Below are 25,524 nucleotides of genomic sequence, written 5' to 3' on the forward strand. Positions count from 1 at the left end.
AAAGATGTTGTTTTTGAAATTTTGGGACGGGGCTATTTTAGCTACTCCTATAAGCCAGTCGATATTAGTTCCGGTCCCCAATAATTCGTCGACAGTCAAAGGGCAGCTAAAATAGCCCCGTCCCAAATTGACTACTCACGTTGACGCCTCAAGCGGAAAGTCCATCCTGGAATCGCCCCCCAGAGCGGGACGTGCTTTCCGCCAGTCGCCCCGTCCTCCTCAACTCCAAAACCCATGCGCTCTCCATCTCAAAACTGGGTAGAAGAAGGCCAAAACGAAACAGTAGGAGGTCAACATGACGGCAGAAGATAAGGCAAAGAACGCCGGCAAGGTCGCGCTCGTCTTGGAGGGCGGCAGTTTTCGCGGGCAGTTTACCGCGGGCGTGCTCGACGTCCTCATGGAGGCTGGCGTCGAGATTCCGGCTGTCTACGGTGTATCGGCCGGCGCCCTCAACGGCGTGAACTACAAGTCGCACCAGATCGGCCGTGCCAACCGCATCAACCTGGCTTTCTGCAACGACAACCGCTTCATGGGCGCCGCATCGTTTGCCTCCACGGGTTCCATCGTGGGTTACGACTTCATTTTCAACGATGTCCAGGACCGCTTGGATCCCTTTGACAACGAGGCATTCGACGCGAGCCCCATCGAGATGTACGCCGTCGCGACGGACATGCTCTTTGGAACCGCTGCATACCTGCCGGTCAAAAGCGCCGTGCTCGACCTCGATGCCGTGCGCGCCTCGACGTCGCTGCCGCTGGTGACGCCGCCGGTCGAGATCGACGGGCACAAATACGTCGACGGCGGCGTAGCCGATTCGGCCCCCATCGAACACGTGCTGGAGGAGGCGGGCTTCGATCGCGCGGTTGTCATTGTCACGCAGGACCGCTCGTACGAGAAAAAGCCCTACGAGTTTATGCCTGCCGCACGCGCCCGCTATGCCGACTACCCCTATCTGCTCGAGGCTATTGAGACGCGCCACGACCGCTATAACATCCAGCGCATGCATCTGTGGAAGTATGAGCGCGAGGGCCGCGCGCTGGTCGTTGCCCCGCAAAAGCCTGTCGAGGTCGGTCACGTCGAGCACGATCCGGCAAAGCTTCTCGACCTGTATATTCAGGGTCGTCAGGAGGCAAAGCGTCTGCTGAGTGATATCGAGGCATTTGTCGAGCGCTAGCGTCGCGACATCATTACCGATGGACGACATGTGCAGAAAGTCTGGTCAGAGCCAAAATACCTGTTGACTCGGGCGACGGGCGGGGTAATATGGACGGGTTACTTGCAGAGCCCCGTGAATCTCTGTAACAACACGTACTGTACATGGAGGAGTCTAAGTGATTTCGAAATCGACTCACTACGCCAAGCAGGGCGAGGTCCAGCGCAACTGGGTTCTCGTCGACGCCGATGGTGCTGTCCTGGGCCGTCTTGCCACCCAGATCGCAATGATCCTGCGCGGTAAGAACAAGCCCCAGTTCACGCCCAACAGCGACTGCGGCGACTTCGTTGTCGTCATCAACGCCGATAAGGTCCAGCTTACCGGTAACAAGGCCGACACGAAGACCTATTATCGCCACAGCGGCTACAACGGCGGCCTCAAGGCTGAGAGCTTCCACCAGGCTATGGAGAAGCACCCGGAGAAGGTCATCGAGCGCGCCGTTCGCGGCATGCTGCCCAAGACCACCCTCGGCCGTGCCCAGATGACCAAGCTTAAGGTCTACGCTGGTGCCGAGCATCCGCATGCTGCCCAGAACCCCACGAAGATTGAGCTGGAGGCTTAAAGATGGCTGAGAACACCGTTGTCTACCAGGGTACCGGCCGTCGTAAGAACGCCGTCGCCCGCGTCCGTCTCGTCCCCGGCACCGGCAAGGTGACCATCAACAAGCGTGACGCCGAGCAGTATTTCGGCCGTCATCAGCTCGTTGAGAACGCCCTTGCTCCCTTCAAGGTGACCGATACCGCCGGTCAGTTCGACGTTATCGCTCTGTGCGATGGCGGCGGCATCTCCGGTCAGTCCGGCGCTCTGCGCCTGGGCATCGCTCGCGCTCTTCTGAACGCTGGCGACTACCGTGCTGACCTCAAGAAGGCCGGTTTCCTTACGCGCGATGCTCGCGTGGTCGAGCGCAAGAAGTACGGCCTCAAGAAGGCCCGCCGCGCTCCCCAGTTCTCCAAGCGCTAAGGTTTTATCTCCTTACGAGATACAATGTACAAGCGGGGCCTGCCGATTGCTCGGCGGGTCCCGCTTTTCTTTTTCGACTAGGGTGGGCGAGTGCGTTTTGCCCACTTGGGAAGGAGCGATCCTATGCCCCAGAACATCTTTGGCACCGACGGCGTCCGTGGCGTCGCCAACGCCGACCTCTCGTGCGACCTCGCGTTTCGCCTTGGCCGTGCGGCGACCAAGTTCCTTGGTCCGGACATTTGCGTTGGCCGCGACACGCGTCTTTCGGGCACCATGCTCGAGAGCGCTCTGACCGCTGGCATTATGGCCGAGGGCGGTCGCCCGCACTGCTGCGGCGTTATCCCTACGCCGGCCGTGGCGCTGCTCACCGTCCAAAACGACCTCGACGGCGGCATCGTCATCTCCGCTTCACACAATCCGCCGGAGTTTAACGGCATCAAGTTCTTTAGTCGCAAGGGCATGAAGCTTCCCGATGCCGTTGAAGAAGAGATCAGCGCCTGGGTCATGTCCGAGGAGGCCATGGCTGCCGACACGCTGCCGACCGGCGCCGGTGTGGGCCACATCATCAAGATGAAGGACGCTCGCAAGGCATACGTCGACCACGCTATCAGCACCCTCGGCGGCCTTAAACTCGACGGCCTGGTCGTTGCCGTCGACTGCGGTCACGGTGCTTCCTGCCAGACCACGCCTGCCGCGCTTCAGCGTCTGGGCGCTACGGTCCACGCCATCAATACCGACTACTGTGGCACCGACATCAATGTCGAGTGCGGCTCCACTCATCTTGAGCCCCTGCGCGAGCTCGTGCTGCGCACCCACGCCGACATCGGCCTGGCCCACGACGGTGACGCCGATCGCGTGCTGTTCGTGGACAGCGAGGGCAACGAGATCGATGGTGATTACATCCTGGCCATCTGCGGCTCTGACCTCGCCGCTCGCGGCAAGCTCGCCAACTCCGAGATCGTCTCGACCGTTATGTGCAACTTGGGCTTTTCCATCGCTATGAAGGAACAGGGCTTTGAGATGGTGCAGACCGCCGTGGGCGACCGCTACGTGCTGGAGCGCATGCTCGCGGACGGCGCCGTTATCGGCGGAGAGCAGTCCGGCCACATCATCTTCCTGGAGCACAACACCACCGGCGATGGCCTGGTGACGGCGCTGCAGCTGCTGGCCGTTCTCAAGCGCACTGGCCGCACCCTCACCGACCTTGCCGGCATCATGAAGAAGTACCCGCAGGTGCTCGTCAACGTGCATTCCGACAACAAGGCCGGTCTGGACGATTGCCAGCCCATTTGGGACGCTGTCGCTGCCGCCGAGAAGGAGCTTAACGGTCGCGGCCGCATTCTGGTGCGCCCGAGCGGTACCGAGCCGCTGGTTCGCGTGATGGCCGAGGCCGAGACGCACGAGCTGACTCAGCGCGTCGTTGACGACATCGTCGAGGTTGTCAAGCGCGAACTTCCCTAATGGTCAAAAACCAATGCCAAGTGGTAAACTACTAAAGCTGGTTTTGATTATTGGTATGTCCAAGGGGGAGCATGTTCACTAAAGTCCTAAGGTCTTTTGGTATGCGTGGTCGAGTCCTTACGCTGGATGCTCCCATCTCGGGCGATGTCATTCCGCTTTCCGAGGTTAACGACCAGACGTTTGCCACTGGCCTTTTGGGCCAAGGCGTTGCCATTCGGCCTACGGGCACGCGCGTGATTGCACCTGCGGATGCCAAGATCGAGGCGATTTTTCCAACGGGACACGCCGTTGCGCTCAACACGGTCGATGGCTTGGATGTTTTAATCCACGTTGGACTCGATACCGTTCAGCTCGAGGGCAAACACTTTACCGTGCATGCACAGGTGGGCGATATCGTCCATAAGGGCGATGTGCTTATCGAGTTTGAACGCGAGGCAATCGAGGCCGAGGGCTACGATGTGACGGTTCCCATTTTGGTGTGCAACTCTGTTGAGTTCTCGAGCATCAAGGGCTCCGTCGGCGAGCATGTCGAGGAGATGGATCAGCTCATCGTCGCTCGCGAGCGCTAACTCGTTCGCTTGCCCTTTGGCCTACAATTCAAACACGTTTACGGAGGGCGCCCTTGAAAGAGGGCGCCCTTCGTGGCAAGATGAAAAATGTCCGAGGCTAAAAGGCTTCGGGTCACCGTGGACGGGCAGGGGCCTCGACGCGGCTAGACACGAGATACATACATTACGCGACCTCGCCCTGGTGGCCGCACACGTTGGTTGCGGCCGACGCAGGCCGCGGGCAAGTGCTTGTAAGGGGAGCCTTGCCTCTCTTCTACGAGAAAGGATGCGTAATGAAGATCATTAAAGCTAAAGACTACGAGGATATGAGCCGCAAGGCCGCCAATATCATCTCGGCGCAGGTTATCCTTAAGCCCGATTGCGTGCTCGGTCTTGCCACCGGCTCCACTCCGATTGGCGCCTACAAGCAGCTCGCCGATTGGTACAAGAAGGGCGATATTGACTTCTCCGAGGTCAGCACCTATAACCTGGACGAGTATCGTGGCCTTTCGCACGATGATCCCCAGAGCTATCACTACTTCATGCGCGAGAACTTCTTCGATCACATCAACATCGATCTGGATAACACGCACGTGCCCGATGGCTCCAACCCCGATGCCGCCGCTGCCTGCTCCGAGTACGACAAGATCGTCGCTGCCGCCGGTTACCCGGATCTGCAGCTGCTCGGCATTGGTAATAACGGTCATATTGGCTTCAACGAGCCCGATGACCACTTCTCCAAGGGTACGCACTGCGTCGACCTCACCGAGAGCACCATTCAGGCCAACAGCCGCCTGTTCGATAGCATCGACGACGTTCCCCGCCAGGCTTACACCATGGGTACCCAGACCATCATGTATGCCCGCATGATCCTGGTCGTCGCCAACGGCGAGGCCAAGGCTCAGGCTGTGCACGATATGTGCTATGGCCCGGTTACGCCCGAGTGCCCGGCTTCGATCCTGCAGCTGCACACCAACTGCGTCGTCGTTGCCGACGAGGCTGCCCTTTCGCTCTGCGAGTAGTACAATCCGAGCGATTTGTTATGTACTTTGTTACAGGCTCCCGTTCTGCGGGGGCCTTTTTTATTATGCATATGCGGGATGGCGGCTAGCTTATAGACTCATGGGCCCTTATGCTGCGTCCGTCCGCAATATCTGCCAGCGGAATCAGAATGAGCGCGGACTTTATGGTGTGCATAACATTAGCTTGCCAAAAGCTTGACGGTGGTGCCTCGTATAGTGTGATGCATTCTCTAGCATAGTCTATTCAAAAATGCTACTAATGAGTCGCAAGCGGTAGCAGCGCGTAGGCGAGTTGCGCAACAAAATATTACAAGCCCCATTGCGTTACACTGCCAAATGAGTGGGACATGCTGGCAAGCGCATTGACCTGCGCAAAGACCGGTTGGTTGGGGGAAAAGTTTCAATCGGCGCTCGCTGAACAAAAACTTGCCAAATGCGAACCGAAAGACAACCTAAAACTCTGCGTCGTTCGATTTACGGGATGGCTTGGGCTGTCTTGCGATTACGGTGTCCATGTGGCCGAGGTAAGGAGCGAGCATGATGAACGGGCTGAACGATACGGACGATCTCGAATTGGCGCCATTGGGCACAGGTTATATGGTCCGACGTGATCGCTTGATGAGCGAGTTGATTGTCAAGGGCCGCAAGGCGGGCATTGTGTTGCTCTATGCACCAGATGGGTTTGGGAAAACATCGATATTGCTTCAGTACACTCAGGAAGTCAAAAGCGACCCGACACGCGGTCTGGTACGAATCATCGAGGCTGACCGCGCGATTGCCCGCGAGGTGTTTATGCAGCTCGAAGTGGTCACAGATGAACTTGAGGACAAACCGCGATCGTTGATTGCGATTGATAACGTCCCCAACCTCGATCAGCAAGATACCGAGGAGCTTATCGATCGAATTCGAGGCCTGCGCACTATGGGGATCGGGGTCTTTGTCACCTGCCGCCCCTCAAATCGCCAGTTGATTCGCGGGCTGGGTGACTCGGTCAAGATCAATGCGCAGATGCTCAAGGTGCATGCCTATGAGTATTCGGCTTGGGCATCGGCGTTCTCGATTAGCACGTCGCTCGATTTTTACCAGCTCACACAGGGTGTTCCCGAGTTGGTTTCGGCTATGCAGACGGGGCTGTACGGAGAGGGCGACGTTGCCAGCTTGCTCGAAAACGAGATTGTCAACGTATACGGTGCGGCACTTGCCGATATGGCATCAATCGATAACGGCGCCCTATTTAACGTGGCGTGCGTGATGGCCCTGATGGGCGAGGGCAAGATTTCGGATCTTGAGGCATGCGGTGTCAGGCTCTCCATGATCGATCAGTCCTATCTTGTTCGTGATTATCCGATTTTTGGTGTCGATCCGGTCGACCGAAGCTTTACGTGTATGGGCACCGAGGATAACGCGCGCCTGAGATTACGAAAAATGGTTGCGGAAATTCGTCCAGAGCTCGTTATGCGCGCGGCACGCATTCTGCTCAAGGCGGGCCGATGCGATGCTGCGATGGATTTGGCAGATGCCTTTTTGGATCGCGACGCCGTCCTTGAGCTTGTTGGACAGTATGGTGTCGATTTGGCTCTGACTGGGCATGGAGGGGATGTCTGTCGCGCGGTACTGAGGACGACGGATGCAGACAAGCCCGCGTTGGAGCCGACGCCCACCGAGGCATTTGGTGTCTATTTGGCGGCGGTAAGCGTTTCGAATACTAAACTGGCCCGGTATATGGCCTCGATTGTCGAACATGCGAGCGCACAGTCGGTCCGCGAGATTGATTTGGTTTCTTGGAAAGTCGCCCAGGTGCTTACGGTCGTCTGTTATGGAGATTGCGAGCTTGGGCTTCCAGCCAATCCTGCGCTTCCAAAAAATGAGGCATCTTGTGCTGCGCTCGATATGCTGTCGGCGCATATCGAGGTTAAGAGCCGGTTGACCGAACAGGCGAAAGACGGCGCAGCGCTTTCGGAACTCAAGGCAAACAAGGTATATGATTGCGAACTCGATATTGCAGAGATTCTCATACGGGCAGATCGGATGTTGGTGGAGCTCTTCGATGGGTCCTTTATGGGAATCGATGAGCGTGACGACGAGATGTCTCGAACACGGGAGGCACTCGATGCTCGTGGGCTTAAGGCGCCGGCTGTCTGGGTGCGTATGGTGCTGGCGGCACGGCGTCTGCTTGCAGGCTTGCCAATGACTGACGATACGGCGTTTAATGAGCTCGATCGCTTTGCCGTGCGCGTGCGTGACAATCAAATCCAGCTGTTTGGCCTGCTACTCGAAGGCTGGCAGGCGCTCGCCGAGGGGCGCCCGGTCAACGCGAAGTTCCGCGCGGTCCAGGTACTCAAGCTTGCTGACGAGTCGATCGCATACATGCGCGACAACGCGTTGCTGTTGGAGCGTGCATCAAGCCTTCGCAATACGTCGATGGTGTCGGTACGAGAAGAGGCAGAGCTGCTCGACCTAAGTCGGACACAAGTCGGCGGCGCGGAGGCTTGGGTCGTAGCGCTGCATTTGGCGTCTGCGGGCCGTGACAGCGATCTTGCCGCCTGGATGTCTATGAATCGTTCTGGGATTCTGGAGCCAGCGTATCGGCTGTTTGCACGCCTTGCGATGCATTGCTTGGGCGAGCCTGCTGCCAAGATTCGAAAGAAGCTCCCGGTGCGTGAGCTATCGCGATATTCGCTGCGCGACGATTTGGAGGGAGAGAGCGAGCGGCTGTTCCAGGTCGGCGAGGTCGAACCCGTCGACGCTATCGATCATATCGAGATTCGCATGTTTGGCGCGTTTCGTGCCGAGCGCGACGGATTTCCCATCACAGACAAGATGTGGCGTCGTAAGAAAGCGGCAACGCTTGCCGAGCGGCTTGCGTTGGGTATCGATTCGTTTGTCGATCGCGAGACCTTGGCTATGGAACTGTGGCCACATGCCGAGTACAGTAGCGCCCGTAACAACTTGTATTCGACTGTGTCACGCTTACGATCCGCTTTGGGACCCACGCCAGATGGCAAGTCGTGCGTCCTGATTCAAAACGACTGCCTTGGCCTCAACAGGGATTACGTTAAGACCGATGTGAAGCTATTTGAGCAGATAAGCCGCGAGATTTTGGGTAATCGCACAAGAGTGCGTGGGCCTCACCTGGTCGAGCTGTGTCTTAAGATCGAACAGCTCTATACCGGACCGCTGTATATCCCCAACGGTTGCAATCCGACGTACTTTTTGCGCATGCGCCGCATCATGCAGTCGAAGTTTATCGACTGCATGATTGTGGGAGCAAGCGCTGCCTTGGAAGAAAACGACCTGCAGTCGGCAATCTGGCTGGTAGAAGCGGGGCTACGTCAGGAGACCGCACGCGAGGACATGGTGCGATGCGCCATGCGCGTGTACGGAGCGGCGGGGAGACGCCGCGATATCGTCGAGCTCTATAGCGGGCATATCCATCATCTTAAGGAACAGGTCGCAGGCGTTCCCGAGCCCGAGACCAAGCGTCTCTACGAGCGTCTGGTCGAAAGCAGGGTCAACCGACCGTTCATTGAGCGATAAAAAACGGGCGCCCGCATCATTCGGACGCCCGCAGGCTTGCTCTGTGTGAACCGATCGGCCCTTAGACGAGCTTGATCTTCTCGATATCCTTGCGCGAGGACTCTCGATACAGCGAGAACTTGCGGCCGATAACCTGAACGACGTCGGCGTGGCAGCGCTCGGCGAGTTCCTCGGCGGCCTCGCGGGCAGAAAGGCTAGAGCCGTCCAGCACGGAGCACTTAACGAGCTCGTGCTTTTCCAGGTAGGCGGCCGTCTGCTCGACGGTACCCTCGTTGACATCGGACTTACCGATGATGATGGCGGGGTTGAGGTGATGGGCCATGCTGCGAAGCTGCTTGACCTGGGCTCCTGTCAGTGCCATGGGATCTCGCTTTCTATGTATGGGGCGCCCCGCGATGGGGCCTTAATCTACGTGAGCTGTCCCACGATAGCGCAGGAACGGCGCGGTGTGGAGCGCGTTTGCCAGTTCGCAAAGAATGCGGATGCCGGGCGGGTAGACGATGCATGCTTTAGATGGGCTACGGTCGGGGCGCAGAGACCGGCTCCCAGGCGATAAACGCCCATCGGACCTTGCGGATGTGGTCGAGCATGTAACGTCCCTGCGGCACGCCCTTGGATCCCGGCTCGCCGGCATGGGGGTTCTCGATCATATGTTGGGCGATATAGTCGCGCAGACGATCGATCTTATCCTCGTTGCCATGCTCGAGCATACGGGAGAAGTCCGCCACGCCGGCCTCGAGGCTATCGAAGGTGTCACGACGGGGCGATTCAAAATACGTGACCTGCGGTAGTGCGCCCATCTGAATAAGGATGTTAAAGGCGTACACAAAACCATTGCTACGGGTAACCGAGGCGCCGATGGCATTCATCACGTGCAGGTCATAGCGCGGGCTGGAGTTGGCGACCATCGTGACAGCACAACGCCGCCGAGCCGTACGGTCGAGCTTGGCAAGCGCGCCTTTTAGGTCGTTCGTAGTAACCGAGCGACTCGCAAAGGCAACATCTACCGCTTTCGCGACCGGTCCAACCAAATCCCAGTCATCATCCCAAGCAAGCTCAAGCGGTGTAATGCGATCCTCGAGCCCATAGTACTCAATGCCAGCATCAAGCGTGCCCAACATAGCAGGGGAAAAATCAGCAGCAATCACGGGATGTCCAGCCTGAGCAAGCGGAATAGCAATCGACCCGGCTCCACACCCCATATCCAGCACGGATTCACCAGGCTTTAACGCCAACAGCTTCATAAAGTCCCGGGCATACGGAGCAGTCTCAAGCGGCCGAAAATGCCGAGCCCGCTTATCCCATTCAAAAGAATCATCAGCCCGCCGCCGAGCAGCCTGTAGACGCATCCATTCGCCATTCCAATCCGCAGAAAGAAGCTCAGATTGAATTACACCATCAGCCACGGGCCATCCCCCTTACAACAAAAAAGCGACTCCTCCCAAAAGAAGAGCCGCAACCAGCATATATCAGAAAGAACCGATCCAATGCCAAACCGCCATACCAGCAAAGTAGGGCAGAAGCGAAGCGACTGCCAAAGGGATAGAACCCAACCGAGGTCCCGTTGTGCGGGAGCCCCGGTGAGGGCAAATATATAAGGTCGATCGCGAGTTCCGCACGAGCCGGAGAGCACTTAATGTGCTCTCCGTGCGAGTCAGGACTGTCCGAGCAGGCGACCTTATATATTTGCCCTCACCGGGGCTCCTCGCCCTGTAACTCCCTGCTAGTTCTTGAGCGAGTTCAGCGGCGCCGGGAAGCGTCCACCGCGGTGGGCAAGCACGGTGCCGGCGTTGGGGTTCACCGGCATGATGGGCGCACGGCCAAACAGGCCGCCATACTCGACGCAGTCGCCCACGCCCTTGCCGATGGCGGGAATCACGCGCACGGCCGTGGTCTTATTGTTGATGACGCCGATGGCCATCTCGTCGGCGATAATGCCGGCGATAGTCTCGACCGGGGTGTCGCCGGGAATGGCAATCATGTCCAGGCCAACGGAGCACACGCAGGTCATGGCCTCGAGCTTCTCGAGCGAAAGCGCGCCGGCCTCGACGGCGGCGATCATGCCGGCGTCCTCGGACACGGGGATAAAGGCGCCCGAGAGGCCGCCCACGCTGGAGCTGGCCATGACGCCGCCTTTCTTGACGGCATCGTTGAGCATGGCGAGAGCGCAGGTCGTGCCGGGGCCACCGCAGGTGCCCACGCCGATGATCTCGAGGATGCGCGCGACGGAGTCGCCGACGGCAGGCGTAGGCGCCAGCGACAGGTCGACAATGCCTTTCTCGACACCTAGGCGACGGGCGGCCTCGCGACTCATGAGCTCGCCGGCACGGGTGATCTTAAAGGCGGTCTGCTTAATCTTTTCGGCGACTTCCATCATCGATGCGGAATCGGGCAGCTTTTCCAGGGCTGCGGCCATAACGCCGGGGCCCGAGACGCCTACGTTGATGACGGCGTCGGCCTCGCCACCGCCGTGAACGGCGCCCGCCATAAACGGGGAGTCCTCGACCATGTTGGCAAAGCAGACAAACTTGGAAGCACCGACGGAATCCTCATCTGCCGTAAGCTTGGCGGCATCGATGATGGTCTGAGCCGCCATGAGCACGGCGTCCATGTTGATGCCGGCGCGCAGGCTGGCGACGTTGACGCTGGAGCAGACGCGGCTGGTGGTAGCGAGCGCCTGGGGGATGGACTGAATGACGCGGCGGTCGGCGTCGCCGATGCCCTTCTGGACGAGTGCGGAGAAGCCGCCCAGGTAATCGATGCCGAGCGTCTCGGCCGCGCGGTCGAGGGCATGCGCGATGGGGGTGAGGTCCTCATCCTTGCAGCACGCGGCGATCTGCGCCACCGGGGTGACGGAAACGCGCTTGTTGACAATGGGGATACCGTACTCGCGCTCGAGGTTCTCGGCGGTCTCGACCAGATGCTCAGCCGTGTGCGTCACGTGGTCGTAGATCTTCGTGCACATGCGGTCGAGGTTCTCGTCGCCGCAACCCATGAGCGAAACACCCATGGTGATGGTCCTGATGTCGAGGTTCTGCTCCTCAACCATGCCGCGGGTTTCCGCGATTTCTGCGGGCGTGATCGCCATCCTTGCACTCCTATCTGCCAAAACGAGCATAGTCTTGTCTATTCTAACGTGCCGCACGTGCCAAGTGGCGCATGCGGCACGTTTTGGTGCTCGGTTGTTTCCGTTGTGTTACTGCCCAAAGACCTCTTCGGCGATACGAGCGCTTTCGGCGGCGTCCTTGGCGTAGTAGTCCGCGCCGATCTGCTTGGCGTATTCGGGGGTGAGTACGGCGCCGCCTACGATGATCTTGACGCCCGGCACCTCGGCATGAAGCAACTTGATGGTCTCCTCCATAGCGACGACCGTGGTGGTCATAAGCGCCGAGAGGCCGACGAGCTTGATGTCGCGCTCCCGTACGGTCTTGAGCACCTCCTGCGGGTCGACGTCGCGGCCTAGGTCAAAGACGGTATAGCCGTAGTTATCGAGCAGCATCTTGACGATGTTCTTACCGATGTCGTGGATGTCGCCTTTGACGGTGGCCACGCAGATTTTGCCCTTGTCGGCAATCTCGCCGGCGGGCATCCGGCGCTTGATGGTGTCAAAACCCACGCGCGCGGCCTCGGCCGAGGCCATGAGCTGCGGCAAGAAGAACTTTCCCTGGTCAAAGAGGACGCCAACCTCGTCGAGGGCGGGGATAAAGTGGTTGTTGATGAGGTCCATGGCGTCGTGGTCTGCCAGCAGACGCTCGGTCTCGGCCGCAATCTCGCCTTTGCGGCCCGAGACGACCATGCGACGAATCGGGTCGTCGTTGCCGTCGGTGCCGGCGGTGCCAGCGGCGGGCACAGTGTCGGTCGATACTGTCTGAGCCGCCGCCGGGTTCGCGGCGATCTTGTACGGATCGGTCCAGCCGGCGTAGCGCTCGATGTATCCGGTTGAGCCCTCGTCCTCAACGCTCAAGACGCGATAGCTGTAGACGGTATCCATAAAGCGCTTGGAACCCGGGTTCATGATGGGGGCGTCCAGGCCCGCGCCAAAGGCGGCAGCCAAAAAGACCGAGCCCAGCAGCGGGCGGGCGGGCAGACCAAAGCTGATGTTCGACACGCCGAGTGCACATTTGACGCCCAGACGCTCCTTACACAGGGACATGGCGCGCAGGATCTGCTCGGCTTGGCGTTGATTGGTCGAGGCGGTCATGACCAGACAGTCGATGAGGATACGGTCCGGTCCGATGCCGTAGCGGGCGGCCTCGGCCACGATGCGCTCGGCGATGGCGAAGCGAGCCTCGGCGGTATCGGGAATGCCGCCTTCGTCGAGCGTGAGGCCGACGACGTTGGTGCCGTAATGGGCGACCAGCGGAAAGATCTCATCCATGATCTGCTGTTTGCCATTGACCGAGTTGATGATGGGCTTGCCGGCGTAGCGGCGCACGGCAGCCTCGACGGCGGCGGGATCGGTGGAGTCGATCTGCAACGGCAGCAGCGTGGAACCCTGGAGCTGTTCGGTCGCCTGTTGGATGATCTTGAGCTCGTCGATCTCGGGCAGGCCCACGTTGACGTCCAGGATGTCGGCGCCTTGCTCCTGCTGGCTGATGCCCTGGCTTACGACGTAGTCCAGGTCGCCGTCGCGCAGGGCCTGCTGCAGGCGCTTTTTGCCGGTGGGGTTGATGCGCTCGCCGATGACGGCGATCTTGTGGCCGTCACAGGGAAGGTCCACCACGGTCTGGGCGCTCGTGACCGACATACTGGGCTTGCGGTGGCGCGGGCTGGGCGTGTGGTTGTCGATAAGCGTGCGCAGCGCTGCCATGTGCGCCGGCGTGGTTCCGCAGCAACCGCCCACGACGCTCACGCCGTCGGCGATCATGCCGGCGACGGCGTGAGCGTATTCGGGGGCCTGGATGTCAAAGACGGTGTTACCGTCGTCGTCCACGTGAGGGAGTCCCGCGTTGGCCTGCACCATAACGGGCTTGTCGGTAACGGTGAGCATACGTGCGGCGAGTCCTCGGAGCTCGGCCGGTCCCTGGCTGCAGTTAATGCCCAGGACGTCGGCGCCGATGGCGTCGAGCGTGATAGCGGCAACCTCGGGGCTCGTGCCCAGGAAGGTGCGGCCGTCCTCCTCAAAGGTCATGGTGGCAAAGACGGGCAGCTCGGAGTTCTCACGGCAGGCAAGGACCGCCGCCTTGATCTCGGCAAGATCGGTCATGGTCTCGATAATAAAGAGGTCCACACCCGCCTCGACGCCAGCGCGCACTTCCTCGGCAAAGAGGTCATAGGCCTCGTCGAAGCTGAGGGTACCCAAGGGGCGAAGCAGCGCGCCGATGGGGCCGATGTCGCCGGCGACATAGCGGGCGCCGGCCGCGCGGGCGCAGGCGACGGCGGCGGCAAAGACATCTGCCACGGTGGCGGCACCGTCGAGCTTGTGGGCGTTGGCGCCAAAGGTGTTGGCGGTGATCACATCGCAGCCGGCCTTGACATACTGACGCTGAATATCGGTAATGACCCGGGGCTCCTCAAAGTTGAGCAGCTCGGGCAGGGCGCCGGCCTTCATGCCGGCCGCCTGCAGCATGGTGCCCATGCCGCCGTCGAACAGCAGGTGCCCCGTGCCCTCGATGGCGGCGCGCAGGCGATCGTCCTTAATGCAAAGGTCGTCGATCGTGCGCGTCTTGTACGTGGCGCCCTTGCGGCGGGCAGTATCAACGGGCGCCGCCAGCGCGGCGCCGTCCAGATCATGAGTGATAAGCGGAGTAAACATCGGGGGCTCCTAATGGCTGGAATAGCAGGTGGTGTGGGCGGCGCGGAAGCGGCAGTGCTCGCGCATGCGGCAGATATTGCAGGTGGGGCGACTCTGGGCGTCGTGGACTTCGCCGTCAAACAGACCGATCACCGCGGTCACGCTCTTGGTGGGCATGAGCAGGCTGGTAGGTGTGACGGTAAGCCCGATGAGCCGCGTGGCGTTGAGTGTAGCCACGATTGAACGCTGAGCCGTAAGCGGGCAGTCGCCGTAGCCGGGACTGAAGCGCCAGTTACCGGCGAGTCCGTGTGCGGCGGCCGCAGCCTTGACCTGCTGGTCCATCTGCTCGACGGCAGCTTCCACATAGGCGGAGCACGCGGCATCGAGCACGGCTCCCTCTAGGGGCTGCTGGGCTCCCGTGGTGCGCAGGCGACGCTCGGCGTCCATGCCGAGGGTGCATGCCATGAGCGCGGCAAAGCGGGCGTCTTTGAGATGTCGATAGATATCGCGGCCGCGCAGCTCAACGTTGGTTCCAACCAGACGGATGCTGGGTTCTCCCTGCTCGTCCACGCCCATGGCATCGACGGCAAATACGCGGCGCACGCCACGGGGCTCAATGTCCAGCTCAAGGCGCTCGACCACAAGCTCAATACGCTGCGACAGCTCGGGCTCAATCTGCTGGCCGCCGTAACCCAGATACCGCAGCATCTCGGCACGATCGACGCGGGGATGGTGGGCATCATCGATACGGTAGAGCGCCGGCGACGCAAGGTCGGCCGGCACTTCACCAAAAGCTGTATCGATGTGCGGTTTTTCCATTACCCCAGGCGCTCCATAATGGTTGCGGCGATCGCAGGACGATTCATAGTGTACAGGTGCAGACCGTCGGCACCGTGCTCCTTAAGGTCGCAAAGCTGACGGGCGGCATAATCTACACCGGCTGCCTGCAGGCTCTCGGGGTCGTTCTCGTATTTGGCGAGAATCTTGATGACGGGGGAGGGCAGCGACGCGCCGCACATAAAGACCATGCGGCTGATCTGCGACTTGCCCATAAACGGCATGATGCCCGCGGTAATGGGCACAGTGATACCGGCCTTGTCGGCAAGCTCGCGAAAACGGTAGAAGCACTCGTTATCAAAAAAGAGCTGCGTCACAAAGAAGCTCGCGCCGGCGTCCTGTTTTTGCTTGAGGTATTCGACCGAAGCGTTGAGATTCTCACAGGCAATGTGGCCCTCGGGGTAGGCTGCGGCGCCCACGCAAAAGCCGGCGTTGACAAGCTCGGGGATGAGATCGCGGGCGTAGGCGTAGTCCGAGGCGGGCTTGTCATCCTCGCTCGCGCCGGCGGGAAGATCGCCACGCAGAGCCAGCACATTTTCTACGCCGGCGGAGCGGTATTCGTCGATCTTGGCGGCGATATCGGCATGCGTGCGGCCAATGCAGGTGAGGTGCGCCACCGAGGGCGTATCGAATTCGCTCGTAATCATATGCGCGATGGGGGCGGTGGCGGAGCCGTTGCCCGAGCCGCCGGCCGAGCAGGTGACCGAGACAAAGCTCGGCGAAAGCTTGCACAGATTGCCAGCCACCTCGCGAGCCGTATCGAGGGTAAGCTCGCCCTTGGGCGGGAACATCTCAAACGAAACGGGCGTGGTGCCCTGGGATGCTGCCTGCTTAAAAACCTCGTCGACGCGCATATCGTGCTCCTTTAGATACATTAGCGTGATGTGTTGAAAGGATTCTACAGCACCGCTGCGCTACGGTGGAGTTTTACTCGCTATTTGGAAATATCAATCGAAGATGTTTCGCTATCGGCATTCCCTATAACAGCGTAGCTAATTTGGAGCTTTTTTACCCCATCAACCAGGTACGCAGGGTAGTCTTTTTGGGACGGGGCTTTTTTAGCTACCCAATCCGGCGCCTCCAAAGCTTGAGACCATATTTAAATAGGGCAGCTAAAAAAGCCCCGTCCCAAAAAGACTACCCTTAAATCATGCGGAGAGGTCTGCAATTTATACAGTTGATTGGCCGTTGAGGGTGGCAACATCGCCGCGATGCGGTAACCTCATTGATTAGTTTCGCGACGGCAACATAACGGTAATGTCGCGGAAACACGGCGAGTCTAAGCTATGACTCGTTCGTTAGTAATCAACACCGCTTCTCACGCGGTGCCGATACGAAGGGAGTTCCGTATGGCCGAACTTACTGACCGCTTCGGGACCATGGTGTTCTCTGAGGAAGTCATGAAGGACTGCCTCCCCAAGGACATTTGGAAGCGCCTTGCTGCAACCCTCGAGGACGGTGAGCCGCTCGACCTGGATGTGGCCAACGCCGTTGCCCATGCCATGAAGGTTTGGGCCATCTCCAAGGGCGCGACGCACTACGCGCACTGGTTCCAGCCGCTTTCGGGCATTACTTCCGAGAAGCACGACAGCTTCCTCGAACCTAACCACGACGGCACCGCTATTACCAAGTTTACGGGAAAGAACCTCATCCAGGGCGAGCCGGACGCCTCCAGCTTCCCCAACGGCGGCCTGCGTGCCACCTTCGAGGCCCGCGGCTATACCGCTTGGGATCCCACCAGCCCCGCCTTTATCAAGGACAATGTCCTGTGCATCCCCACGGCTTTCTGCTCCTACACGGGCGAGGCCCTGGACAAGAAGACCCCGCTGCTGCGCTCCATGACCGCGCTCTCGCGTGAGGCCAAGCGCGTATTGGCGCTGTTTGGTAAGACCCCCAAGAAGGTCGTTCCTTCCGTGGGCGATGAGCAGGAGTACTTCCTGATCAAGAAGGACGCTTACCGCAAGCGCAGGGACCTGGTCATCACCGGCCGCACCCTCTTTGGTGCTGCTCCCTGTAAGGGCCAGGAGCTCGAGGAGCACTACTTTGGCGCTATCCGCCCCACCGTCTCGGCCTATATGAAGGACCTGGACGATGAGCTGTGGGCGCTTGGCATTCCCGCCAAGACCAAACACAACGAGGTCGCTCCCTGCCAGCATGAGCTCGCCCCCGTCTATGGCGAGGTCAACGAGGCCATCGACCAGAATCTGGTCATGATGGAGAAGATGAAGCTCATCGCCTCCCGCCACGATTTGGTCTGCCTGCTGCACGAGAAGCCCTTCGAGGGCATCAACGGTTCGGGCAAGCACAATAACTGGTCGCTTGGCACCGAGTCCGAGAATCTGCTCGATCCGGGCGACACCCCGCTCGACAACCTGCAGTTCATCGTCTTCCTCACCGCGGTGATCGAGGCCGTCGATAACTACCAGGAGCTCCTGCGTGCCTCCGTTGCCTCGGCCGGCAACGACCATCGTCTGGGCGCCAACGAGGCTCCTCCGGCGATTATGTCCATCTTCCTGGGCGACCAGCTTACCGAGGTCGTCGAGAAGATCATCGATGGCAAGGCTTCCGTCCATGCCACGCGCGGCGTGCTCGACCTGGGCGCCGATACCCTGCCCAAGCTGATGCAGGACAACACCGACCGCAACCGCACCTCTCCGTTCGCCTTCACCGGCAACAAGTTCGAGTTCCGTGCCTGCGGCTCCGAGCAGAACGTCTCCGACTCCAACCTGGTGCTCGATGCCGCCGTGGCCAAGTCGCTCAAGTCCTTTGCCGATGCACTCGAGGGTACGCCCGAGGATAAGTTCCAGGACGCCGCGCTCGAGTACTGTAAGAAGGTGCTGACCGATCACCAGCGCATCCTGTTCTCCGGCGACGGTTACTCCGACGAGTGGCCCATCGAGGCCGAGAAGCGCGGCCTTGCCAACAACAAGACCACGGCCGACGCTCTTCCCGCTTTTGTTTCCGATAAGGCTATCGCGCTCTTTGAGGAGACGGGCGTCCTGACCAAGGCCGAGGCTCAGTGCCGCTACGACTGCAAGCTCGAGAAGTACAACAAGCTCATGAACATCGAGGCTACCACGATGATTCGCGAGGCACGTCGTACCTATCGTCCGGTCATTACCGCCTATGCCACCAAGGTCGCTAAGGGCCTTGAGACAATTCGTGCCGCCGGTGCTGAGGCCGCCATGCAGTGCGAGCAGAACACGCTCAACAAGCTCTGCAACGGTATCACCGCCATCAACGACTCCATCAAGGCGCTCGACGCCGTGCATCAGAAGGCCGAGGCTCTCGATGGCCAGGAGCAGGCCAATGTGTATGCACACGAGGTCGTTCCCGCTATGGATACGCTGCGTGCCGCCGTGGATGCCATGGAGGAGATTGTGGCCGCCGACTACTGGCCGGTCCCGACCTACGACGACATCCTGTTCTACGTGTAGGGCATAGCCAACATATCGTCACGGTATTAAGCCGGGGTCCGCATCGCGCGGGCCCTGGCTTTTTGATTGCGAAGGACGCTTTGGAGTCCGTTTTGCCGCCGATTTGCCGGGGTCCGCACCCTGTCGGGTTCGAATCCCGGCACATGGGTAGAAAAAAGCCCGTCACCGCGGGGGTAACGGGCTTCTCGTTTTAAATGGTGCCCCCAGCGGGATGTCCGCGTGCGGCTGGCGCCGCCCGCCTTCGCTGCGTCGCTTCGCTCCTTGCGTGCTGCGCTGGAAAACGCTTCGCGTTTCCTCAGCTCCGCACCCTGTCGGGTTCGAATCCCGGCGTTGGGTAGAAAAAAGCCCGTCACCGCGGGGGTAACGGGCTTCTCGTTTCAAATGGTGCCCCCAGCGGGATTCGAACCCGCGATATCCACCTTGAAAGGGTGGCGTCCTTGGCCGCTAGACGATGGGGACAGCGGGAAAGAGTATAGCAGACTTTTTTATCCGTTCACATATCGTTGGCAAACTGAAAAACCACCACAAAGATGCCTGTCCCTTTGTGGTGGCGGGGCGTTAGGGGAGGAGCTTCATCGCGGCGTCGTGGGCGGCGTGCTCGTAGGTGTCGTCGAGGGGCTTGAGCGGCAGCAGGGCGGCGGCCTGTGCATCGCCACGGCGCTCGAGGGCATGGGCGATGAGCCAGTCGGCGAACTCGGGGTTCTTGGGCAGTGCCGGTCCGTGTAGGTACGTGCCGATGACGCCCTTGTAGATGAGGCCTTCAAAGTCATCGTCGCCGTTGTTGCCGGTGCCCGTGACGACAGACGTTCCGAGCGGCGTGGCCTCTGCATCGAGCAGGGTGCGGCCGCCGTGGTTCTCGAACCCCACAAAGGGCTCGGGTGCCAGGTCGGTCTTGACGGCGACGTTGCCTATCAGGCGGTCGGAGCCGCGCACGGTCTCGGCGGCGATGACGCCTAGGCCCTCGATGCGATTCTCGCCCATATAGTACGAACGACCGAGCAGCTGATAGCTGCCGCAGATAGCGAGCAACGAGCCGCCGTCCTCAACATATGTCGCAACCTTGTCCTTTTGAGCGAGCAGCTCGTGTGCCACAGCCAACTGATCGCGATCGGCACCGCCGCCCATCATGACGATGTCGGCGTCGGTAAGATCGAGCGTCTCGCCCATGCGGACCTCGTCCACGCGCGCGGGAATGCCGCGCCAGGCGCAGCGGCGCTCGAGGGCGATGACGTTGCCGCCGTCGCCATAGAGGTTGAGGGCATCGGGATACAGATAGACGATGCGCAGCGGGCGCGGAAGCTCGACCGGCGCAATATCGGTGGGGACGGCGCTGCCATCGGTGCGTGTTACGGCGCAGGAGGCAACCGAGCTCGCATCGGCGTCTTTAAGTCCGTCGAGCTCTTTGACCAGCGGCGGGAATGCCGTGTAATTGGCGACGGCGTAGAAGGTGTCATCGGCTGCCTCACCTGCCACGGCGCCGATCGCCTGCGCGATATTCGAGATGATGGCGGCGTCGATGCCGGCGTACTTCAGGCGCACCTGCATGTCGTGCGCGCGCGTACCCCCGGCAAAGGCGATAAGCCCTGGGGTATCGGCGATGCGCTCGAAGTCGACGTCGTAGATCCACGAGACATCGTGGCCGTCGGCGTCGTTGTCATTCAGGAAGAAGGCGCAGAGTCTGCCGCCTGCCGTTTTAATGGACTGGATCTGGCGATCGAAGCCCACGGGATTTTTGGCCAGGTTTGCCTCGACGGTACGGCCGGCAATCTCCCAGCGGCCCATGCGTCCGCCGGCGGGGACGTAGGCATCGAGCGTGGGCTGCAGTTGCGCTGCGTCCACGCCCAACTCACGCGCCGCAAAGAAGGCGGCGGCAACGTTGTAGACCATGTACAGGCCGTTGTAGCGCGTGGCGATGTGCGTTGCGGGCGCTTTTGCCTCGGGTCCAAAGGCCAGGTCAAAGTCGTAGCCGTCGCAGCCGAGCTCAACGCCTGTCACGCGACGGACCAGCGCGGGGCGACTCCAACCGCACGAAGGACAATGATAGGCGCCGAGCTGGCCGTACTGAACATAGTCGTACTCCAGCGGCGCATTGCACTGCGAGCAAAAACGCGAGTCGCTAATGCGATCGGACTCGGTGCCCGTGGCGCCATCGATGCCAAAGGCAATGCTCGCGTTGGGAATGCGCGCGGCAATCGAGGCACACAGCGGGTCATCGGCGTTATAGATGAGCGTCGTTGTCGGCGAGAGCTCCAGCGCGCGGGCGATGACGTCCTGGGTATGGTCGATCTCGCCGTAGCGGTCCAGCTGGTCGCGGAACAGGTTGAGCAGCACAAAGTATGTCGGCTTGAGCTTGGGCAGAACACGCACGGTGTAGAGCTCATCGCACTCAAAGACACCTACGCGCTTGCCGCTGCCGGCACGCTTAAGGCCACTGCGCGCCTCGAGCAGCGCACCCACCACGCCCGGTTCCATATTGTTGCCGGCGCGGTTGCACACCACGGTGGCACCGCTGGCGGCAACGGCGTCGGCGATGAGGTTGGAGGTGGTGGTCTTGCCGTTGGTGCCGGTGATCACCACGCTGCGCTCGACAAGGTCCGCGAGGTCGCTCAGCAGCTCAGGGTTGATTTTCATGGCGATACGGCCGGGAAGAACGCCGCCCTGGCGCTTAAGGACGGAGCGCAGTCCCCAGCGGGCGATATCGCTCGAGGTGCAGGCGAGAGATGAGCGGAGATTCATGAAACCGTTCCTAACGTAAATGACATGGTCGTGACGTTTGCGCTGCTAAAAGCCGTAGCGGCGCGCAAATTCCTGGGCAAGCTGCGATACATCCTCGCAGGCGTTGGCCCAGGGGGCAAAGTCGGGGGTGTCCGAGATAATACCGTCGGCTTCCCAAACCGCCTGGTGCGAAAGGTCCCAGGGGTCGTGTGGCTCGGGTCGGCAGGGGAGGTACGGCGTCTGGTACACCGGGTTCAGCAAAAAGAACGCGCCGCCCTCGCAGCGGTTGGCAAACTCGCGCAGCGCGCGTGTCGCCGGACGCATCTTGTTTGTTTTGAACAGCAGGATCGTGCGGGCGAGTAGGTACCAGGGGGAGTTCTCGAGGGCATCGGCCCCCATCTGCTCCTCGAGCTGGTGGGCCAGGGCAAAAAAGCCGTCCTCGTCTTCCAGACGAGCGAGGGCGAGTAGCACGGTGCCGGCAGCTCGGGTGGGATAGCCTTCCGCCTTAAGAACACGGCGAGAATAGTTGACGGCAGCACGGTAGCGGGCGCTCGCCATGCACAGCTGCGAGATGGCCTCGAGCGTGTGGAGCCACCCGATAAGCGCCGGCTCGCTCACGGTGAGATCGGCCGCCGTCACGCCGTCTGCCAGCACCTTGTTGGCCCAGTAGTGCGGAGCCTCCATGTCGAATCCGGGCACGCTTTGCCGTAGGTAATCGGCTGTTGTCGCCTCGAGCTTCATCAGGTCGCCCAGGCAGGCGTCGACGGGCGTGTCCGCCAAAATGATGGCAAGCAGCTGGGCATCGAAGACATACGCATCGACGCGGACGATCTTGAGCAGCTCATCGCGCATATCGTCGAACAGGCGGTTGCGCGTCTGCTCAAACTCCTCATCGCTGCCCATATCCTCGATACGATGGAGCTCGTCGAGCAGGTGGCGGTGAACGCCGGCATAGGACAGCAGCGCCTGGGCATGCTCGGTCTGCGCATACTTATGGGGGTTGACGCTCACGTCGTTATGGACAAGATCGCGTGCTGCATCGGTGAGTTCGGGGTGCGACGCAACGTAGGCGCGCTCCAGGTAGGCGGGGATGTAGACGCTCGGATCCATTAGAGGTCTCCTCCCTTAAACGGCAAGCCCTGCTCGGCCGCCCGCAGGATGCGCTCGTCAATCTGGGAACGCACGATATCGTTGGTGGCGACCCAGGCGGCAAAGCTGGCGTTGTCGGGGGCGCCCAAGCCCTCCTGCAGTACCGGCGTCGCTTCGGACAGCGCAAGGACAAGCTCGTCGGTGGAGCCCACGCCCACGTTGACGCGGGCATAGACGCCATCGGGAAACTCGGTTTGAAAGTAAAGCGCCTCGGCTGCGTGCGGGCACGAGCGCGCAAGGATGCGCAAGTAGTGTTCGGCGCCCTCGTAGTCCAGCTCGCGCCAGGCAACGCTCATCAGCGCGATGAGCGTCCACGGGTCTAAGTCGCGCTCCGCGTCCTTGGGACGACGGCGCAGCGGCGTGTTGGCAAGATAGGGGACGGAGTGGGCAGAGCGAAAGCGTTTGAGCTCCTCGGCGGGGTATTCGAGTTTTGCCATGGCGAGCATCGCAGTGTGGCGGACACCGGCTGGATCGTTGGGGGCAAAGTCCAGGCTGCGGTTTGCGGTTTCGAGCGACAGGCGGTAACGGCCGCTAATGAGGGCGCGCGACGCAAGGGCGGCAAGCCAGCGCAGGTAGGGGCGGCGTGTAAGGTCGCCTGCGGCCTCGCGCTCGTAGGGGTCCTGCGCCGAGGCGATCTTGAGTGCCAGGTCGTGCTCGACTTCATCGCGCTTGGATACCAAGTACTGTACGTACTCCTCGTTGGAGTTAGCGGTGAGGGCGGTCAACATGCGCTGAGCGTCCCAGTTGGTCGGGTCGAGTGCGGCTGCCTCGCGAAGCATGTTTTCGGCAGCGGTCTCTTCTTGCTCTGCCTGGGTATCGTCAGGGATAAAGGGAATGCGGTAGTCGACAGCCTCGACCACCTTGGCAATCAGATGTCCGGCGCGGTCGCGGTCGTGCACGATGAGCGGCGCGGGGTTGCGGGTGAATTGTTCCATCAGACGCTCTACGGCGGGGCCGTCGGTGAGTGGGATATTGTCGCGGCGCAAGGCCTCAAGAACGAGGCGATGGCAATCTTCTTGAATGGGATCGAATGCCATGGGGCCTCCTTTGCTGCGGTTAGGGTTCAAATGTCTCTATATAAGGTTCTAGTTTACCCGCATGAGGCACATTGGGAGTGCCGCACTTGGACATGCATCTTTGCACCACGAAGACGGATGTCGCACAAATGTCGGCACCTTGGACGACCGAGTGGTATCACGGTGCCGCAAACGGTCGATTTTTGGCGGCGAACGGTGTGTCTTTTGGAGGGGCACAGTCCTGCCCTGGATATGTGGTCAACCTTGATAAAACGTTTGCCCAGCTTGGGAGTATGAATGCCGCATAAGGGTCTTCAGGGATAGAAAAAACGTTTCATCATTGTCGGCTTTCGGTAAATAACTGACCAACCAGAACGGTAAAATACTATTTGTCTGAGCGTTGAGACGTTTAGACATCGCGCATTGTCATCGCCGGCAACGCGCAAAACGGTCCTAACGGAGCCAATCGGGTGCTCCGTTATATACGCAAGTCTAAGAGGGGCTTGTTTAGGAGGCACAGTATGGGACGTTTTACCAATCCTCGCGATCTGTACTTTGGTGAGGGCGCTCGCCACGAGGTGAAGAACCTCAAGGGCAGCAAGGCCATCATCGTGACCGGCGGCGGCTCCATGCGCCGCGGCGGTTTTTTGCAGGACGTCGAGGCCGACCTCAAGGAGGCCGGTTTCGAGGTCAAGCTGTTCGAGGGCGTCGAGTCCGATCCGTCCGTCGAGACGGTCATGAAGGGCGCCGAGGCCATGACCGAGTTCCAGCCCGACTGGATTATCGCCATTGGCGGCGGCTCGCCCATCGATGCCGCTAAGGCTATGTGGCTGTTCTACGAGTATCCCGAGGAGACCTTCGAGGAGGCAGTCGTCCCGTTCTCCTTCCCGGAGCTCCGTCAGAAGGCTCACTTCTGCGCCATCTCCTCTACCTCCGGCACCGCTACCGAGGTCACCGCGTTCTCCGTCATCACCGACTACGCCAAGGGCATCAAGTACCCGCTGGCCGACTTCAACATCACCCCTGATGTCGCCATCGTCGACCCCGAGCTCACCTACACCATGCCCGCCAAGCTGTGCGCTCACACCGGTATGGACGCTCTGACTCACGCCATCGAGGCCTACGTCTCCACCGCTGGTTCCATGTACACCGACGCCAACGCCCTGCATGCTATCCGCGAGATCGTCGAGTGGCTGCCCAAGTCCTATCAGGGCGATCATGAGGCCCGCCAGCACATGCACGACGCCCAGTGCATCGCCGGCATCGCCTTCTCCTCGGGTCTGCTGGGCATTGTCCACTCCATGGCTCACAAGACCGGTGCCGCCTTTGAGGGCGACCACATCATCCACGGTTGCGCCAACGCCATGTACCTGGGCAAGGTCATCCAGTTCAACGCCAAGGACGCTCGCGCCAAGAGCCGCTACGCCTTCATCGCCAAGGAGATCCTGCACCTCGCCGGCGAGACCGAGGACGAGCTGGTCGAGGCCCTGGTCCAGGAGATTCGCGACCTCAACGACAAGCTCGACATCCCGCAGGGCATCAAGAACTACGGTGCCAAGGGCGTGAAGGCCGACGAGTCCATCATCGATTACGATGAGTTCGAGGCTAAGAAGCACGACGTTGCCGCCAACGCCATCCTCGACGCCTGCACGGGCTCCAACCCGCGCCAGCCGTCTCAGGAGGAGATGGAGCAGCTGCTCGAGTGCGTCTACACCGACACCCCGGTCACGTTCTAATCGGCACACATTGTTCTGATAAGGGTCTCGCGCTCTGTGCGCGGGACCCTTTTAATATGAGAAAGCCATTGTCAATAGGCGTGTTTGTTCGGGCCCGGTTTTAAACCGGGCTTTTTCGTTTCCCGTCGGGAGGGCCCGCGCACGCTGCACGTTTAGTCG

18 protein-coding genes and 1 tRNA gene are annotated in these 25,524 nt (G+C 60.5%); 9 read left to right on the forward strand and 10 right to left on the reverse strand.

The window, feature by feature from the left end:
• Window positions 1-295 precede the first annotated feature (295 nt).
• The 7 genes from ACTNB2_RS08165 to ACTNB2_RS08195 all read left to right on the forward strand — a co-directional run bounded on the left by ACTNB2_RS08165 (window position 296) and on the right by ACTNB2_RS08195 (window position 8,741).
• A complete protein-coding gene (locus tag ACTNB2_RS08165; RefSeq protein ID WP_441042377.1) occupies window positions 296-1,174 on the forward strand; it encodes a patatin-like phospholipase family protein in 879 nt (292 codons plus the stop codon).
• Window positions 1,175-1,331: 157 nt separating this feature from the next.
• On the forward strand, window positions 1,332-1,775 hold the full coding sequence (gene rplM / locus ACTNB2_RS08170; protein ID WP_370450665.1) for a 50S ribosomal protein L13: 444 nt from the start codon (window positions 1,332-1,334) through the stop codon (window positions 1,773-1,775).
• Between the two features lie 2 nt (window positions 1,776-1,777).
• Window positions 1,778-2,173 (forward strand): 30S ribosomal protein S9, encoded by a 396-nt coding sequence (gene rpsI / locus ACTNB2_RS08175; RefSeq protein WP_022094634.1) that lies wholly within the window; start codon window positions 1,778-1,780, stop codon window positions 2,171-2,173.
• 123 nt (window positions 2,174-2,296) lie between these two features.
• Window positions 2,297-3,634 (forward strand): phosphoglucosamine mutase, encoded by a 1,338-nt coding sequence (gene glmM, locus ACTNB2_RS08180; RefSeq protein ID WP_441042375.1) that lies wholly within the window; start codon window positions 2,297-2,299, stop codon window positions 3,632-3,634.
• A gap of 101 nt (window positions 3,635-3,735) precedes the next feature.
• Window positions 3,736-4,203, forward strand: coding sequence for a PTS sugar transporter subunit IIA (locus tag ACTNB2_RS08185; RefSeq protein ID WP_427719420.1), 468 nt, complete (start codon window positions 3,736-3,738; stop codon window positions 4,201-4,203).
• Window positions 4,204-4,475: 272 nt separating this feature from the next.
• Window positions 4,476-5,204: a glucosamine-6-phosphate deaminase gene (nagB, locus tag ACTNB2_RS08190; protein WP_441042373.1), complete on the forward strand. Its 729-nt coding sequence runs from the start codon at window positions 4,476-4,478 to the stop codon at window positions 5,202-5,204.
• A 618-nt stretch (window positions 5,205-5,822) separates the two neighbouring features.
• Window positions 5,823-8,741 carry an AfsR/SARP family transcriptional regulator gene (locus ACTNB2_RS08195; RefSeq protein ID WP_441042370.1) on the forward strand — a complete coding sequence of 973 codons (2,919 nt, stop codon included), beginning with the start codon at window positions 5,823-5,825 and terminating at the stop codon, window positions 8,739-8,741.
• 61 nt (window positions 8,742-8,802) lie between these two features.
• Here ACTNB2_RS08195 and ACTNB2_RS08200 read toward each other — a convergent pair whose 3' ends face one another.
• The 6 genes from ACTNB2_RS08200 to ACTNB2_RS08225 form a co-directional block, all read right to left on the reverse strand.
• Window positions 8,803-9,102 (reverse strand): YhbY family RNA-binding protein, encoded by a 300-nt coding sequence (locus ACTNB2_RS08200; RefSeq protein ID WP_427795027.1) that lies wholly within the window; start codon window positions 9,100-9,102, stop codon window positions 8,803-8,805.
• Between the two features lie 157 nt (window positions 9,103-9,259).
• Window positions 9,260-9,943 carry a hypothetical protein gene (locus tag ACTNB2_RS08205; protein ID WP_441042379.1) on the reverse strand — a complete coding sequence of 228 codons (684 nt, stop codon included), beginning with the start codon at window positions 9,941-9,943 and terminating at the stop codon, window positions 9,260-9,262.
• Window positions 9,944-10,464: 521 nt separating this feature from the next.
• Window positions 10,465-11,829 carry a PFL family protein gene (locus ACTNB2_RS08210; RefSeq protein WP_427719427.1) on the reverse strand — a complete coding sequence of 455 codons (1,365 nt, stop codon included), beginning with the start codon at window positions 11,827-11,829 and terminating at the stop codon, window positions 10,465-10,467.
• 108 nt (window positions 11,830-11,937) lie between these two features.
• Window positions 11,938-14,496 carry a homocysteine S-methyltransferase family protein gene (locus ACTNB2_RS08215; protein ID WP_441042368.1) on the reverse strand — a complete coding sequence of 853 codons (2,559 nt, stop codon included), beginning with the start codon at window positions 14,494-14,496 and terminating at the stop codon, window positions 11,938-11,940.
• 9 nt (window positions 14,497-14,505) lie between these two features.
• On the reverse strand, window positions 14,506-15,294 hold the full coding sequence (locus ACTNB2_RS08220; RefSeq protein WP_441042365.1) for a hypothetical protein: 789 nt from the start codon (window positions 15,292-15,294) through the stop codon (window positions 14,506-14,508).
• Window positions 15,294-16,166 (reverse strand): methylenetetrahydrofolate reductase, encoded by an 873-nt coding sequence (locus tag ACTNB2_RS08225; RefSeq protein ID WP_441044920.1) that lies wholly within the window; start codon window positions 16,164-16,166, stop codon window positions 15,294-15,296. Before ACTNB2_RS08225 ends, ACTNB2_RS08220 begins: the two co-directional genes overlap by 1 nt.
• Window positions 16,167-16,661: 495 nt before the next feature.
• Between ACTNB2_RS08225 and ACTNB2_RS08230 the strand changes: the two genes are divergently transcribed.
• Window positions 16,662-18,749, forward strand: a complete 2,088-nt coding sequence (locus tag ACTNB2_RS08230; RefSeq protein ID WP_441042361.1) for a glutamine synthetase III family protein — start codon at window positions 16,662-16,664, stop codon at window positions 18,747-18,749.
• Window positions 18,750-19,131: 382 nt separating this feature from the next.
• Here the strand turns inward: ACTNB2_RS08230 and ACTNB2_RS08235 are convergent.
• The 4 genes from ACTNB2_RS08235 to ACTNB2_RS08250 all read right to left on the reverse strand — a co-directional run bounded on the left by ACTNB2_RS08235 (window position 19,132) and on the right by ACTNB2_RS08250 (window position 23,650).
• A tRNA-Glu gene (locus ACTNB2_RS08235) sits at window positions 19,132-19,208 on the reverse strand.
• Between the two features lie 99 nt (window positions 19,209-19,307).
• The gene (locus ACTNB2_RS08240; protein WP_441042359.1) at window positions 19,308-21,485 is read right to left on the reverse strand and encodes a MurT ligase domain-containing protein; all 2,178 of its coding nucleotides are present in this window, start codon (window positions 21,483-21,485) and stop codon (window positions 19,308-19,310) included.
• Between the two features lie 45 nt (window positions 21,486-21,530).
• Window positions 21,531-22,574 carry a hypothetical protein gene (locus ACTNB2_RS08245; RefSeq protein WP_441042356.1) on the reverse strand — a complete coding sequence of 348 codons (1,044 nt, stop codon included), beginning with the start codon at window positions 22,572-22,574 and terminating at the stop codon, window positions 21,531-21,533.
• Window positions 22,574-23,650, reverse strand: a complete 1,077-nt coding sequence (locus ACTNB2_RS08250) for a hypothetical protein (protein ID WP_441042354.1) — start codon at window positions 23,648-23,650, stop codon at window positions 22,574-22,576. The genes ACTNB2_RS08245 and ACTNB2_RS08250 overlap by 1 nt, the downstream gene beginning before the upstream one ends.
• Window positions 23,651-24,150: 500 nt before the next feature.
• Here ACTNB2_RS08250 and ACTNB2_RS08255 point away from each other — a divergent pair, with 500 nt between their 5' ends.
• Window positions 24,151-25,365 (forward strand): iron-containing alcohol dehydrogenase, encoded by a 1,215-nt coding sequence (locus ACTNB2_RS08255; RefSeq protein WP_117794788.1) that lies wholly within the window; start codon window positions 24,151-24,153, stop codon window positions 25,363-25,365.
• Window positions 25,366-25,524: the final 159 nt, after the last annotated feature.

Origin of the sequence: Collinsella sp. HCP28S3_G2, from assembly GCF_052065125.1 — a bacterium.
Classification (GTDB): Bacteria; Actinomycetota; Coriobacteriia; order Coriobacteriales; family Coriobacteriaceae; genus Collinsella.

Excerpts from the sequence above, each read along its gene's own strand:
- ACTNB2_RS08165 (WP_441042377.1), top strand. The coding sequence starts at position 296 with ATGACGGCAGAAGATAAGGCAAAGAACGCCGGCAAGGTCGCGCTCGTC.
- rpsI (WP_022094634.1), top strand. The coding sequence starts at position 1,778 with ATGGCTGAGAACACCGTTGTCTACCAGGGTACCGGCCGTCGTAAGAAC.
- glmM (WP_441042375.1), top strand. The coding sequence starts at position 2,297 with ATGCCCCAGAACATCTTTGGCACCGACGGCGTCCGTGGCGTCGCCAAC.
- ACTNB2_RS08185 (WP_427719420.1), top strand. The coding sequence starts at position 3,736 with ATGCGTGGTCGAGTCCTTACGCTGGATGCTCCCATCTCGGGCGATGTC.
- nagB (WP_441042373.1), top strand. The coding sequence starts at position 4,476 with ATGAAGATCATTAAAGCTAAAGACTACGAGGATATGAGCCGCAAGGCC.
- ACTNB2_RS08195 (WP_441042370.1), top strand. The coding sequence starts at position 5,823 with ATGAGCGAGTTGATTGTCAAGGGCCGCAAGGCGGGCATTGTGTTGCTC.
- ACTNB2_RS08200 (WP_427795027.1), bottom strand. The coding sequence starts at position 9,102 with ATGGCACTGACAGGAGCCCAGGTCAAGCAGCTTCGCAGCATGGCCCAT.
- ACTNB2_RS08205 (WP_441042379.1), bottom strand. The coding sequence starts at position 9,943 with ATGGGGTGTGGAGCCGGGTCGATTGCTATTCCGCTTGCTCAGGCTGGA.
- ACTNB2_RS08210 (WP_427719427.1), bottom strand. The coding sequence starts at position 11,829 with ATGGCGATCACGCCCGCAGAAATCGCGGAAACCCGCGGCATGGTTGAG.
- ACTNB2_RS08215 (WP_441042368.1), bottom strand. The coding sequence starts at position 14,496 with ATGTTTACTCCGCTTATCACTCATGATCTGGACGGCGCCGCGCTGGCG.
- ACTNB2_RS08220 (WP_441042365.1), bottom strand. The coding sequence starts at position 15,294 with ATGGAAAAACCGCACATCGATACAGCTTTTGGTGAAGTGCCGGCCGAC.
- ACTNB2_RS08225 (WP_441044920.1), bottom strand. The coding sequence starts at position 16,166 with ATGCGCGTCGACGAGGTTTTTAAGCAGGCAGCATCCCAGGGCACCACG.
- ACTNB2_RS08230 (WP_441042361.1), top strand. The coding sequence starts at position 16,662 with ATGGCCGAACTTACTGACCGCTTCGGGACCATGGTGTTCTCTGAGGAA.
- ACTNB2_RS08240 (WP_441042359.1), bottom strand. The coding sequence starts at position 21,485 with ATGAATCTCCGCTCATCTCTCGCCTGCACCTCGAGCGATATCGCCCGC.
- ACTNB2_RS08245 (WP_441042356.1), bottom strand. The coding sequence starts at position 22,574 with ATGGATCCGAGCGTCTACATCCCCGCCTACCTGGAGCGCGCCTACGTT.
- ACTNB2_RS08250 (WP_441042354.1), bottom strand. The coding sequence starts at position 23,650 with ATGGCATTCGATCCCATTCAAGAAGATTGCCATCGCCTCGTTCTTGAG.
- ACTNB2_RS08255 (WP_117794788.1), top strand. The coding sequence starts at position 24,151 with ATGGGACGTTTTACCAATCCTCGCGATCTGTACTTTGGTGAGGGCGCT.